This is a genomic window from Mesorhizobium sp. M2A.F.Ca.ET.043.02.1.1, assembly GCF_003952405.1.
Taxonomy (GTDB): Bacteria; Pseudomonadota; Alphaproteobacteria; order Rhizobiales; family Rhizobiaceae; genus Mesorhizobium.
On sequence record NZ_CP034445.1, the window covers coordinates 2,348,560 to 2,361,866 of the forward strand.

Consider the following 13,307-nt stretch of genomic DNA (forward strand, 5'->3'; position numbering starts at 1 on the left):
AGGCAAGCAAACGCCGGATCACCCGTTGCCGGTTTGACCGTAAATTATGTCCGCTTCCGGGCAATATGTTGTGATCCGGCAACGGTGCCGCCTCGATCGCCGATATAGCGTCGGAACGCATCCGGTCCAGACTGATCGAAGAAATCGTCAGCCGGCCCGGTCGCCGCGATCCTGCCCTCATCGAGAAAGGCCACGTCCTGGCCGATGCGGCGCGCATCTTCCGGCTGATGGGTGACGAACAGCACCGTCATTTTGCGCTCGGCATGGATGCCGGCGAGAAGGTCGAGCATGTCCTCGCGCAGCGCCGGGCCGAGCGACGCGAAAGGTTCGTCGAGCAGCAAGACGGGCCGGTCACGCAGCAGCACCCGCGCCAGCGCGACGCGCTGCCTTTCGCCGCCGGAAAGCTCGCGCGGCAGCCGCTTTTCCTTGCCGGCCAGGCCGACGCGCGCCAGCGCCTCGGCGACGGCGGCGCGATCGCCATCGCCGAGCTTCAGCGACGGCGAGCGGCCGAGCCCGACATTGGCCTCGACCGTAAGATGCGCGAACAGATTGTTTTCCTGGAACACCATCGACACCGGTCGCGCCGAGGGCGGCGTGGCGCCGATATCGATGCCGCCGATCAGCACCTTGCCGCTATTAGGTGTTTCGAAGCCGGCTATCAGATTGAGCAGCGTCGACTTGCCGGAGCCGCTCGGCCCCATGATGGCGGTGATCCTGCCCGCCGCGAACTCGGCATTGAAGCGGAAGGACGATTCGCCATAGCTGAACGACACGTCTTCGAGTGTGACGGTCAGCGCCTTCCCTGCCGCGATGCCGTTATCCGTCGATGTCATGCCCTTGCTTCCCGCCCCAGCCCATCGGCGACGACGACCAGCATCAGGCAAACCAGGCCGAGCAGCAAGGCGAGCCCCGCCGCGTCGGCGGTCCGGTAGCTGCCCATGCGCGCAAGCAGAAGATAGGGCAAGGTCTGCACGGAATCGCTGCCGAACAGCGCGATCACGCCGAGATCGCCGAGCGACAGCGCCATGGCGAAAGCGAAGCCGGTGGCCAAGGGCCGCCTGAGCGACGGCCAGTCGATCAGGCTGAGCCGGGTCCAGCCGGATATGCCAAGCGCCAGGCAAAGCCGCTCATGGCGTTCGCTCGCCGCGTCATAGGCTGGGCGAATGGCACGGATGGCGAAGGGCATCGCCATCACCGCGTTGACGGCGACGACCATCACCGGCGCGACGGCAAAGACATCGGTGATGTTGCGCAGCGCCAGGAACCAGCCGGCGCCAAGAACTATCGGCGGCACGACGAGCACGAAGCCGGCGCCGGTGTCGGCGGCATGCTCGAGCAGCGACATGGCGCTGCCGGCACGGCGACGCAAAGCCAATGCGCGCCGCGCCGCGATCAATACCAGCGACAGCGACACGCTGAGCAGCGCCGCGATCAAGGCGAGCCCGGCGCTAGTAAGCGTCGCGCGGCGCACCGCTTCCTCGCCCGCCAATCGGCCGAGATCGGCCTGAAGGCCCGAAACCACCGTCGCCGCCATCGGTCCGGCGACGAACAGCAGGGCGAGCGCGATGAGGCCGGCATTCAGTAGGCTTTCGATCCGGCCCGCCGAAAGGTAGCGGCGGGGCGCGACCGGCAGATTGGCGTCGCCGACCGTGTTGGCGCCAAGCCGCGTGAGCGCTGCGACCACGACGAAGGTGAGCGCGATCTGTAGCAGCGTCAGCACCACCGCACGGGCCGGATCGAAGTCGAAGCGCAGCGCCTGGTAGATGGCGACCTCGAGCGTCGTCGCGGCCGGCCCGCCGCCCAGCGTCAGCACGATGGTGAAGGACGTGATGCAGAGCATGAAGACCAGCCCGGCGACGCCCGGCAAGGCCGCGCGCAGCACCGGCCATTCGATCAGCCGGAAGGCCGGCCGGGCGCCCATGCCGAGCTGGCTCGCCAGCCGCCACTGGTCGGCGGGAATGGTGCCCAGCGCCTCCAGGAACAAGCGCGTCGCCAGAGGCAGGTTGAAGAAGACATGCGCGACCAGGATGCCGGAGAGGCCGTAGATGCCGGGCCACTCTCCGCCGCCGAACCGGGCGAAGACGCCGGCAAAGTACCCGGCGCGGCCGTAAAGCGCCAATATGCCGAGCGCCGCGACGATCGCCGGCAACGCCAGCGGCACGGTGAAGAGCTGCAGGATCAGGCGACGCCCGGGAAAGGCCGGATGCCTTGAAAGCGCGCGTGCCACCAGCAGCGCCGGCGCGACCGACAGCAGCGTCGAGAGCAATGCTTGCCACAGCGTGAAGCGGGCCACGCGCAGGAGGTAGCCGTCGAAGGCGGCGGCAGCGCCGGAGAGGTCGTGCGCGCCTTCGAGGATGAGGCCAGCGAAGGCGCCGCCGATGAGCGCGGCGATGGCCGCGAGCGCGACGACACTGGCGGTGACGCGGGAGTCACGCGCGGAGTGCACGCCGCACCATGCGAGCTTCAGCTAGGCAACGCCGCGTTCCTTCGCGCCTCCCTCTGTCCTGCCGGCCATCTCCCCCTCTAGGGGGGAGATTGGCAGCGTCGACGCCCCGCTCGATCCTGCAACGTCGGAGATGGGCGAAAGCCGGCGTGACAGCCAATCTCCCCCCTTGAGGGGGGTGAGGAGTGGTCCGCGAAGCGGACGGAAAGCCAACTGCTTGGCTTTCCGAATGACGAACGCCCGGAGCGACAGCGAAGGGCCGGGTCCGGCAGGACAGAGAGGGGGGCCTTGGCGCAAGCATCGCAGCCTACTTGCTCATCACCGCCAGCCACTCATCCGCCCACGCCTTGCGGTTGGCGGCAACCTCCTCCGGGCTGAACAGCAGGGTCTTGGTCGGCTTGACCAGTTTGTCGAAGGCCGGGTTGAGCGGCTTGTCGGTCTTGCCGGCCGGGAACATCCAGTTGGTTTCCGGGATGACGTCCTGGAATTTCGGCCCGGTCATGAAGGCGATGAACTTTTGCGTCAGCGGGTTCTTGGCACCCGTCGTGGTGATGCCGGCAACCTCGATCTGCAGGTATTCGCCTTCCTCGAAGGACGCCGCCTGATAGCGCTCGGTGTTCTCGGCCACCATGTGATAGGCCGGCGAGGTGGTGTAGGAGAGCACCATCGGCGCCTCGCCCTTGGTGAACAGGCCATAGGCCTCGCTCCAACCCGGCGTCACCGTCAGCACTTTCGTCTTGAGCTTGGCCCAGGCCTCCGGCGCCTTGTCGCCATAGACAGACTTCACCCACAAGAGCAGGCCGAGGCCGGGCGTCGAGGTGCGCGGATCCTGGATGACGATCTTGTCGGTGCCGCTACCCTCGATCAGGTCCTTCAGGCTCTTCGGCGGGACTTTTAGCTTCTGCGTGTCATAGACGACGGCGAAATAGCCATAGTCGAACGGCACGAAAGTGTCGTCGCTCCAGCCGCCCGGCACGTTGATACCCGAGACGTCGCCATGCGGCGCGAACAGCCCGCTCGCCTTGGCGTCCGCGGTCAGGTTGGTGTCGAGGCCGAGGACGATGTCGGCCTTGGTGCCGGCGCCCTCGAGCTTGACGCGGTTGAGCAGCGCGACGCCATCGGCGACCGAGACGAATTCGAGATCGCAGCCACATTCGGCTTCGAATTCCTTCTTCACCGCCGGTCCGGGCCCCCAATCGGCAGTGAAGCTTTCATAGGTATAGACGGTGAGCTTGTCCTTGGCGACGGCAGGCGCAACACCGGCCAGAAGCGACAAAAGACCGGCTGCGAGAATAAGCTTGGACAATATCGCGCGCATCGGCGCCTCCTTCGTTCGAGTGACAAGGAATTGAGGCGCCGGATGGTCCGAAACGTCTAATCCCTCCGCCGGTACAAACCGGATCAGGTTCAGCGGGTTGGCTCGATTGCCTCTCAGCCGGATCACGTCCGGCACCCCGTTAGAGCGTTTCGACAGATAGGCCCGGCCGAAGCGGCGTGCAAGCGGAAGTTTGCCGGGCAGCTAATGTTCCGAGGCAGGAACCGAAGCGCGGCGCTTCCGGCTTCCGTTTCCCCCGGCGGGCTGGTAAGGGCGACGGCCATGGGCACATTCACCATCCTGCTTGGCGGCGAGCTTATCCGCACGCCCCGGCTCGAACGCCAGATCGCTGGTTCGCGCGTCATCGCCGCCGACGCCGGCATCGGCCATGCCCGCATGCTGGGCCTTGTCCCCGAGCTCTGGGTCGGCGATTTCGACTCGGTGCCGGCCAACCTGCCCGAAGATCTGGCTTCCGTCCCACAAAAAATCTTCCCGGCCGAGAAGGACATGACCGATGGCGAGCTTGCAATAGCGGAAGCGCTCCAGCGCGGCGCCACCAGCCTCGTGCTTGCCGGCGCCTTCGGCGGCAAGCGCGCCGACCATGCCTCCCTGCATCTGGCGCTCGCCGTGCGGCTGGCAGAAGCGGGCACGACCGTGTTGCTGACGAGCGGCGCACAGGAAGGCGTTCCCATCCTGCCTGGCAAAGCCAGTTTCGACTATGCGGACAGCACCCTGTTTTCGGTGCTCGGCTTCTCCGACCTGTCCGGCCTGACGGTCACCGGCGCCAAATGGCCGCTCGACCGCGTCGAGTTGGCGTTCGGCTCCTCGCTCACTATATCAAACGAGGTCAAAGGGCGGCTTGGCATCGCGCTGGAGCGCGGCCGGGCGCTGCTTCTGGCCCACCCCTATCCTCTTCCCGAAAGCTGACATTCCAGATATGGCGCCGCCACTTCTCAACCTCGACGGCATTAAACTGACCTTCGGCGGCACCCCGCTGCTCGACGGTGCTGCGCTCAGCGCTTCCGCCAGCGAAAAGATCGCGCTGGTCGGCCGCAACGGCTCGGGCAAGTCGACCCTGCTCAAGATCGCCGCCGGCATGATCGAGCCGCAGGACGGCGAAGTGTTCCGCCAACCCTCGGCGACCGTTCGTTATCTGCCGCAGATGCCGGATATGGATGGCTTCGCCACCGTGCGCGCCTATGTCGAGGCCGGCCTCGGCCCGGCCGACGATCCGCATCGCGCCACCTATCTGATGGAGCATCTCGGCCTCACCGGCGAGGAGAAGCCGGGCGACCTGTCTGGCGGCGAGGCGCGCCGCGCCGCGCTTGCGCGCGTCATGGCGCCGGAACCCGACATCCTTCTGCTCGACGAGCCCACCAACCATCTCGACCTTTCCGTGATCGAATGGCTGGAAGAGGAGCTTGCCCGCACCTCTTCGGCGGTGATCCTGATCTCGCACGACCGCCGCTTTCTCGAACGCGTCACCCGCGCCACCGTCTGGCTCGATCGCGGCCAGACGCGACGGCTGGACAAGGGCTTTGCCCATTTCGAGGAATGGCGCGACCAGGTGTTGGAGGAGGAAGAGCGCGAGCAGCACAAGCTCGGCCGCCAGATCGTGCGCGAGGAGCATTGGTTGCGCTACGGCGTGACCGCCAGACGCAAGCGCAACATGCGCCGCCTCGGCGAATTGCAGACGATGCGCCAGCGCTTCCGCAGCCACCGCGGCGCCGAAGGCATCGCCACCATGGTGGCGAGCGACGCCGCCGAATCCGGCAAGCTGGTGATCGAGGCCAAGGGCATCGACAAGAGCTTTGGCGACCTCACCGTGGTCAAGGGTTTCTCGACCCGCATCCAGCGCGGCGACCGCGTCGGCCTGGTCGGCCCCAACGGCGCCGGCAAGACGACGCTTTTGAAGATGCTGACCGGCGAGCTCGCGCCGGATGCCGGCAGCGTGCGGCTCGGCGTCAACCTGGAGATCGCCACACTCGACCAGAAGCGCGAGGCCGTCGACCCGGCCGAAACCCTGGCGCATTACCTTACCGATGGGCGCGGCGAGAACCTGCTGGTCAATGGCGAGCAGCGCCACGTCGTCTCCTACATGAAGGATTTCCTGTTCAAGCCGGAGCAGGCGCGCACGCCGGTGCGCGAGCTTTCCGGCGGCGAGCGCGCGCGCCTTCTTCTGGCCCGCGTGCTGGCGCGCCCGGCGAACCTTCTGGTGCTCGACGAGCCGACCAACGACCTCGACATGGAGACGCTGGAGTTGCTGCAGGAACTGGTCGCGGGCTTTTCCGGAACTGTCATCCTGGTCAGCCACGACCGCGATTTCCTAGACCGCACCGTCACCAGCGTGATCGCGCCGGAGGGCAACGGCCGCTGGATCGAATATGCCGGCGGCTATTCAGATATGCTGGCGCAGCGCGGCGGCTCGAAGCTGGAAGACCGCAAGGCAAGATCGAAAGCCGAGGCCGCCGAGGCTTCGCCGAAGGCCGAACAAGCCGCACCCAAAGGCCCGGCGAAAAAGCTCTCGTTCAAGCAGAAGTTCGCGCTGGATTCCCTGCCCAAGAAGATCGAAGCGGTGACAGCCTCAATCGCCAGGCTGGAGAACAACATCGCCGACCCCGCCTTCTACGAACGCGATCCCGTCTCGTTCCAGAAGACCATCGCCGCGCTCGACAAGGAGCGCACGACGCTCGCCGCGCTCGAGGAGGAGTGGCTGGAGCTGGAGATACTGCGTGAGGAGATGGAGGGATAGCACCCTCATTGCGCTGACGCACCGATGCGCATAAAGTATGCGCATGTCGAGGTGACTGTCATGCGCAAGATTGCAACGAACGCAAATCGCCAGCCAGCTAATCTGTCGATCGATTCGCAGCTCATGGCGGAAGCCAAGGGGCTCAACGTGAATGTATCACGGGCTGCGGAGGCCGGTATATCGGAAGCGGTTGCTGCGGAAAAAACGCGGCTATGGAAGCTTGAGAACCGTGCGACGATAGACGCTTGGAACGACTATGTCGACAAGCACGGCATCCCACTCGCCGAACATCGGCAATTCTGATGGCGCGCTATGACGTCTTCGCCAGCGGCATCGAAGGCGGCTATCTGCTCGACGTTCAGTCCGACCTGCTCGACCACTTCAAGACGCGGGTGGTCGTTCCGCTTCTGCCACTGACCTCGGCGCCTTCGCCAATGCGCAAGCTGCATCCGGTCTTTGAGATCAACGGCCGGAAGATGGTGATGGCCACCCACCTAATCGCGACGGTTGCCGCAACCGAACTCGGCGAAAATCGAACCAATCTCATGAGCCGCCACGACGATATCGTGGCGGCGCTCGATATGCTCTTTCAAGGCTTTTAAGGGCCTGCCTTACGCAATTCCGGACGGAAAACGGCTCACACTTTTCCTGGAATTGCTCCTCACCCCGACGTCTTCGCCGCCCAGGCCTTCAGCGCCTCGTCGAAGACCTTCTCGCCGGGGATGCCCTTTTCCATGGTGAGCAGCGCGCGGCGCCCGGTCTTGTAGACCACCGGCACGTCGATCCAGGACTGTCCCCGAAGCAGCGTCAGATTGGCGTCCTCGTCGGCCTTGGTGTCGTTGAGCGCGACGAGGAAGAAGCCGTCGGCGATCTTGGCCGGGATGCCGATCAGCGGGCTGCCGGCATCCTGTTCCGAGCTCTTCATGGCAATGCGCAGGATGTTGTCGACGCCGCCGCCGTCAAACCCTTCCGGCGTCAGGAAGATCATCTCGATGATGTGGCTGGCCGGCAGGGTCTGGTCGGTGTTGCGCCGGATCGTCATGCGCAGCTGGATGTTCTTGCCGGGGATCGTCGCTTCGGCGCGGATCGCCGGTTCCGGCGGCAGGTCGCCGCCGGGCGATTCCTGGACCAGCGACCAGACGATGCTGCCGGGCTCGGCCGTGCCCTGCTGGGTGCTGGTGCGCTCCTCATAGAAGATCGCCTTCTGTCCGACCGGCACGGTCGCCTCGGCGGTCGCCGGCGCGGGCGTGGCCGGCGCGGTGCCTGCGGCCGGCGGCGTTGCCGCCGCCGCTGGTGGCGTGGCGCCGGCCGCGGGGGGCGTCGTTGCCGCATCAGCCGTTGGCGGTGCGGTTCCAGCCGCCGGCGGCGTCGGATTGGCCGCGTCGGTCGTCGGCGCCGCGGCCGGAGGCGTTTGCGTGGCGGGCGCAGGCGCGGCACCGGTCGGCGCAGGCGCCGTTGCCGGGGCGGGCGGCGGCCGCGAGGTCAGCGCCGCGACGGATTCGCCTTCGCCGATCGTGGCCTGTCCGCCAGCCGGACCGGGATCGGTCTCCTTGCCCTCGGGCGTCAGGCGCTGCGTGAACTTGGTCGTGTCGGCGGGCTCGCCTGTAGCGGCCGGAGCTGGGCTCGGCGCGGCCGCCGTCTCGGTCGCAGGCTTGGCCGGAGCAGGCTTGACCAGCGGCTCGGTCGAGACCGTCTTGTTGCCGCTGCCGCCAAGGCCAAAGAGGGAGCCGAACGCAGTCTTGTTCAGCCATATGCCGTAGCCGCCGCCGGCCAGCACCAAAAGCGCGATGACGGCAGCGATCAGGCCGCCATAGCCGCGCCTGCGCTGCGGCTGCTGAGGCCGCAGCCGTTGGAAAGTATCGGCCGCCGGCTGCTCGTCATTGGCAAAGACATCGCTGCCGTCCTCGGCGTCGGCGGCATCCATGCCCGCCAGGCCGACATCGTCCTCGCGCGGCGACGGCATCGGCGGTGGTGGCGCCTTCTGCCAGGCAGGCTCCGCCTCTGGCGCGGCCTGCCAACTCGGCTCCGTCCTTGCCGTGCTTTGCCAGGCCGGCTCGGTCTTCACGGGGTTTTGCGGCGCCGGCTCCGCCTTCGGCGCGCTTTGCCAGGACGGTTCGGCCCTGGCGGGCGCCGGTGTCGGCTTGAGGGGTTCTGATTTGAACGGGTCCGGCTTAGCCGGCGCCGGCACAGCCGCGGGCGGCGCCGGCTGGCGGGAGTGGGTCGGCTGGTTCCTGTTGCGGTCGATGGAGGAGAAGATATGCTCCAACTCCGCCAGCGGATCGGCGGCGGGAACGCTTTTGGCATAACTGCGCTCGACGCTGGAGATGGCGTCCTCAAGCGTGCGCTTCTGCTGATCGACGACCGAAGGCGCCAATGGCGGAACGCGATCGGCAAGCTTCTTGGCGATTGTCGCCCGCGCCTTGTCATAGACCTTCGACCGCATCTCCGGCGTGTTCTCGCTGAGATTGTCGATCGTCTTTTTCAGAACGGCGATGAAATCTGCCATGCGTCAGGTGACCTGCATTCTTCTCCCGCCGGCCGCAAATCAGCCATAGCGCCGGGAAGGGCTGTGAAACTAGTCTTGAAACGGGTCGGTCACAAGTATCGTGTCGTCCCGTTCGGGGCTGGTGGAAAGCAGCGCCACCGGGGCGCCGATCAGCTCCTCGATATAGCGGACATATTTGACGGCTTGCGCCGGCAAATCGTTCCAGCTCCTGGCGCCGGCGGTGGTTCCCTTCCAGCCTTCGAGCGTCTCGTAGATGGGCTCGACCCGCGCTTGCGCGCCCTGGCTGGCCGGCAGGTAATCGATCGTCTCGCCGTCGAGGCGATAGCCCGTGCAGACCTTGATCTCGTCCAGCCCGTCGAGCACGTCGAGCTTGGTGAGAGCGATGCCCTTGATGCCGTTGACGGCCACGGCCTGGCGCACCAGCACGGCGTCGAACCAGCCGCAGCGGCGCTTGCGGCCGGTGACGACGCCGAACTCGTGGCCGCGCGTGCCGAGAAACTCGCCGATCTCGTTCTTCTGCTCGGTCGGGAACGGCCCCTCGCCGACGCGCGTCGTGTAAGCCTTGGTGATGCCGAGCACATAGCCGATGACGCCGGGACCGACGCCGGAACCGGCGGCTGCCTGCCCCGCGACCGTGTTGGACGAGGTGACGAAGGGATAGGTGCCGTGGTCGATGTCGAGCAGCGTGCCCTGCGCGCCCTCGAACAGGATGCGCTCGCCGGCGCGGCGTTTGTCGTCGAGCACTTTCCAGACACGGTCCATGTAAGGCAGGATCTCGCCGGCCACCGAGGTCAGCTCCTGCATGATCGCCTCATGCGTCGCCTCCGGATGGCCGAGCCCGCGACGCAGAGCATTGTGGTGCGTCAGCAGCCTGTCGACCTTCAAAGGAAGCGTTTCCAAATCCGCCAAATCCATCACCCGCACCGCGCGCCGGCCCACCTTGTCCTCATAGGCGGGACCGATGCCGCGGCGGGTCGTGCCGATCTTGGTCCCGGAATTCGAGGCGGCATCTTCGCGGAATCCATCCAGCTCCCGGTGCAGCGACAGGATAAGCGCGGTGTTTTCGGCTATTTTCAGGCGCTCCGGCGTGACCTCCACGCCCTGGTCCTTGAGCTTCTTCGCTTCGGCCACGAAAGCATGCGGATCGAACACCACGCCATTACCGATGATCGAGAGCTTGCCTTGCCTGACCACGCCGGAGGGCAGCAGCGACAGCTTGTAGACCTTGCCGTCGACGACCAACGTATGGCCGGCATTGTGGCCGCCCTGGAAGCGCACGACCACGTCGGCCCGTTCCGACAGCCAGTCGACGATCTTGCCCTTGCCTTCGTCGCCCCACTGCGAGCCGACGACCACCACATTGGCCATGTTCTTTTCCCTTGAAATGCCGCGCGGGCGGCCTGAAACGACAGCCTCTATAGCGTCAAGCGCCAGCCGGCGCGACCCTTTCTTTGCCGCTGAAACCTTCCCGGAACATGATTTGAAAAGCGGGAGCCGACTTTCGGAACCCGATCGTGCTCCAGGAGTTGGATCGGCATGACGATGCCGGCGAGGCCTCGTCCCGATCAGGCATAACAAATTCCAGCTTTCGCATCATTTACTTGCCGCCGCCGCCACTCTAGGCCGGCCTGAACCCGCGAACATCCCTGCAGGCCGATCCCTCATGCACCGAGCCGCCTATCTGTTCCTGCTGTCGACCATGCTGTTGTGGGGCGGCAATTCGGTCGCGGGCAAGCTTGCCGTGGGCCATGTTTCGCCGATGACGCTGGTGTTCCTGCGCTGGGTCATGGCGGTGCTGATCCTGCTGCCCGTCGGCTGGCGGACACTGCGCGAGGACTGGCCCGAAGTGCGCAGCCACTGGAAACTGCTTGCCGGCCTCGGCGCGTGCGGCTTCACCATCTTCAACGTCATCTTCTACACCGCGCTCAACTACACGACCGCCATCAACGTCTCGATCGAGCAGGCCGCCATCCCGATCGTCATCATCCTTGCCAATTTCATGTTCTTCCGGCTGCGCGTGCGGCCTCTGCAGATCGTCGGCGTCGTGCTCACCATCGTCGGCGTCGCGCTGACCGCAAGCCATGGCGACCTCGGCCAGCTCTTGAAGCTCGACCTCAACTTCGGCGACGCCATCATGCTTGTGGCGGTGCTTTGCTACAGCCTCTATTCGGTGGGGCTGCGCCTCAGGCCCGCAATCCGCTGGCAGAGTTTCATGCTGGCGCTGTCGATCGCCGCGCTGCTGATTTCCCTGCCCTTCGTCATCTGGGAGGTCGCGGCCGGCCGCGCCGTCATGCCGGACGCAAGCGGATGGGCGCTCACCCTCTATACGGCCCTCGGCGCCTCGGTCGTCTCGCAGGTTCTCTACATCAAGGGCAACGAGCTGATCGGCGCCAACCGCGCCGGGCTGTTCATCAACCTGGTGCCGATCTTCGGCACGCTGCTTTCGGTGCTGATCGTCGGCGAGCAGTTTCAGCCCTATCAGGCCTTCGCGCTGGCTCTTGTCCTCGGCGGCATTGCCCTTGCCGAATACAGCGGCAGCAGAGCGGCACTGCAGGCGGGATGATATCTCCCGCCACGCGTCAAGCAGCCGTTGGCGATGGCTGTACTATCAACGCCTCGCCTGACGATGCAGGCGGGGCGTCTTCATTTTCAACGTTCACTCGGCGCCGACGTCGAAGCGCAGCCGCTTGGCCGAGTCGATCGACTTGTGCGCGCGCACCTGCTCCAGCACCTTTTCCGGGAACGGCGCGTCGAGATAAAGCAGCGCGATGGCATCGCCGCCCGGCCGGTTGCGGCCGAGCTGGAAATTGGCGATGTTGACGCCGTTCTCGCCGCACACCGTGCCGAGCAGGCCGATGATGCCGGGCGCATCGGCATTGGTCGTGTAGAGCATGTGCTGGCCGACTTCGGCGTCGAGATTGATGCCCTTGATCTGGATGAAGCGCGGCTTGCCGTCGGAGAAGCAGGTGCCGGCGATCGAGCGCGTCATGTGCTCGGTCTTGACCGTCAGCTTGATATAGCCGTCGAACACGCCCGACTTGTCGCGCTTGACCTCGGCGACGATGATGCCGCGCTCCTTCACCATGATCGGCGCCGACACCATGTTGACGTCGGAGACCTGCGGCCGGATCAGGCCGGCAAGGGCGGCGCTCACCAGCGCGCGGGTGTTCATCGTCGCGGTCGAGCCATCGAACAGGATCTCGACCTCCTTGATCGGATCCTCGGTGACCTGGCCGACGAAGGCGCCGAGCACCTCGGCAAGCTTGACGAACGGTTTCAGCCGCGGCGCCTCCTCCGCGGTGATCGAAGGCATGTTGATGGCGTTGGAGACGGCGCCATTGATGAGATAGTCGCTCATCTGCTCGGCGACCTGCAGCGCGACATTCTCCTGAGCCTCGGTGGTCGAGGCGCCGAGATGCGGTGTCGCCACGACATTCTCCATGCCGAACAGCGGGTTGTTCTCCGCCGGCTCGACCTCGAATACGTCGATGCCCGCGCCCGCCACCTTGCCGCTCTTCAGCGCCGCGATCAGATCGGCCTCGACGACCAGGCCGCCTCGCGCGCAATTGATGATGCGCACGCCGTCCTTCATCTTGGCGATCGCGGCCGCGTCGATGATGTTGCGCGTCTTCTCGGTCAGCGGCGTGTGCAGCGTGATGAAGTCGGCGCGGGCGAAGAGCTCGTCGAGCTCGACCTTCTGGACGCCGAGCTCCTCGGCGCGGCTGTCCGACAGGAACGGGTCGAAGGCGATCACATGCATCTTCAATCCGACGCCGCGCGTGGCGACGATCGAGCCGATATTGCCGCACCCGATCACGCCCAGCGTCTTGCTGGTGATCTCGACGCCCATGAAGCGGTTCTTTTCCCATTTTCCGGCATGGGTCGAGGCATTGGCTTCCGGGATCTGCCGCGCCAGCGCGAAGATCATCGCCACCGCATGCTCGGCCGTGGTGATCGAATTGCCGAAGGGCGTGTTCATCACGATGATGCCCTTGCGGCTGGCGGCCGGGATATCGACATTGTCGACGCCGATGCCGGCGCGGCCCACGACCTTGAGCCTGGTTGCCGCATTGATCAGCTTCTCGGTGACCTTGGTCGCCGAGCGGATGGCGAGGCCGTCATACTGGTCGATCACCTCGAGCAGCTTTTCCTTGTCCTTGCCGAGGTCGGGCAGGTAGTCGACCTCGATGCCGCGATCCTTGAAGATCTGCACGGCGGTGGTTGAAAGTTTATCCGAAACGAGAACGCGGGGCGCCATCACGGCCTCCTTGAAGGGGATTGGATGTGTCGG

General features: G+C 65.8%; 11 protein-coding genes and 1 riboswitch. Of the genes, 5 read left to right on the top strand and 6 right to left on the bottom strand.

What is annotated here, in order from left to right; genetic code table 11:
- Positions 1–44: 44 nt before the first annotated feature.
- The 3 genes from thiQ to thiB all read right to left on the bottom strand — a co-directional run bounded on the left by thiQ (position 45) and on the right by thiB (position 3,761).
- The gene (gene thiQ / locus EJ068_RS11190; protein ID WP_127251862.1) at positions 45–833 is read right to left on the bottom strand and encodes a thiamine ABC transporter ATP-binding protein; all 789 of its coding nucleotides are present in this window, start codon (positions 831–833) and stop codon (positions 45–47) included.
- Positions 830–2,446: a thiamine/thiamine pyrophosphate ABC transporter permease gene (gene thiP, locus EJ068_RS11195; RefSeq protein WP_126080772.1), complete on the bottom strand. Its 1,617-nt coding sequence runs from the start codon at positions 2,444–2,446 to the stop codon at positions 830–832. The genes thiQ and thiP overlap by 4 nt, the downstream gene beginning before the upstream one ends.
- A 304-nt stretch (positions 2,447–2,750) precedes the next feature.
- The gene (gene thiB / locus EJ068_RS11205; protein WP_127253651.1) at positions 2,751–3,761 is read right to left on the bottom strand and encodes a thiamine ABC transporter substrate binding subunit; all 1,011 of its coding nucleotides are present in this window, start codon (positions 3,759–3,761) and stop codon (positions 2,751–2,753) included.
- A 43-nt stretch (positions 3,762–3,804) separates the two neighbouring features.
- Positions 3,805–3,910: riboswitch (TPP riboswitch) on the bottom strand.
- Between the two features lie 130 nt (positions 3,911–4,040).
- Between thiB and EJ068_RS11210 the strand changes: the two genes are divergently transcribed.
- The 4 genes from EJ068_RS11210 to EJ068_RS11225 are packed head-to-tail and all read left to right on the top strand — an operon-like array spanning position 4,041 to position 7,112.
- Positions 4,041–4,685 (top strand): thiamine diphosphokinase, encoded by a 645-nt coding sequence (locus EJ068_RS11210; protein ID WP_127253652.1) that lies wholly within the window; start codon positions 4,041–4,043, stop codon positions 4,683–4,685.
- A gap of 10 nt (positions 4,686–4,695) precedes the next feature.
- Complete coding sequence (locus EJ068_RS11215; protein WP_127253653.1) at positions 4,696–6,510, top strand: ABC-F family ATP-binding cassette domain-containing protein; 1,815 nt, start codon at positions 4,696–4,698, stop codon at positions 6,508–6,510.
- A gap of 60 nt (positions 6,511–6,570) precedes the next feature.
- Positions 6,571–6,813: a type II toxin-antitoxin system CcdA family antitoxin gene (locus EJ068_RS11220; RefSeq protein WP_126080767.1), complete on the top strand. Its 243-nt coding sequence runs from the start codon at positions 6,571–6,573 to the stop codon at positions 6,811–6,813.
- On the top strand, positions 6,813–7,112 hold the full coding sequence (locus EJ068_RS11225; protein ID WP_126080766.1) for a CcdB family protein: 300 nt from the start codon (positions 6,813–6,815) through the stop codon (positions 7,110–7,112). Before EJ068_RS11220 ends, EJ068_RS11225 begins: the two co-directional genes overlap by 1 nt.
- A gap of 59 nt (positions 7,113–7,171) precedes the next feature.
- Here EJ068_RS11225 and EJ068_RS11230 read toward each other — a convergent pair whose 3' ends face one another.
- Together EJ068_RS11230 and EJ068_RS11235 are read right to left on the bottom strand one after the other, a co-directional pair.
- Complete coding sequence (locus EJ068_RS11230; protein WP_129554535.1) at positions 7,172–9,016, bottom strand: hypothetical protein; 1,845 nt, start codon at positions 9,014–9,016, stop codon at positions 7,172–7,174.
- 69 nt (positions 9,017–9,085) lie between these two features.
- Positions 9,086–10,384 carry an adenylosuccinate synthase gene (locus tag EJ068_RS11235; RefSeq protein ID WP_126080764.1) on the bottom strand — a complete coding sequence of 433 codons (1,299 nt, stop codon included), beginning with the start codon at positions 10,382–10,384 and terminating at the stop codon, positions 9,086–9,088.
- Positions 10,385–10,679: 295 nt separating this feature from the next.
- Here EJ068_RS11235 and EJ068_RS11240 point away from each other — a divergent pair, with 295 nt between their 5' ends.
- Positions 10,680–11,579: a DMT family transporter gene (locus tag EJ068_RS11240; RefSeq protein WP_127253147.1), complete on the top strand. Its 900-nt coding sequence runs from the start codon at positions 10,680–10,682 to the stop codon at positions 11,577–11,579.
- A gap of 93 nt (positions 11,580–11,672) precedes the next feature.
- Here EJ068_RS11240 and serA read toward each other — a convergent pair whose 3' ends face one another.
- Positions 11,673–13,274, bottom strand: coding sequence for a phosphoglycerate dehydrogenase (gene serA / locus EJ068_RS11245; protein WP_127253145.1), 1,602 nt, complete (start codon positions 13,272–13,274; stop codon positions 11,673–11,675).
- Positions 13,275–13,307: the final 33 nt, after the last annotated feature.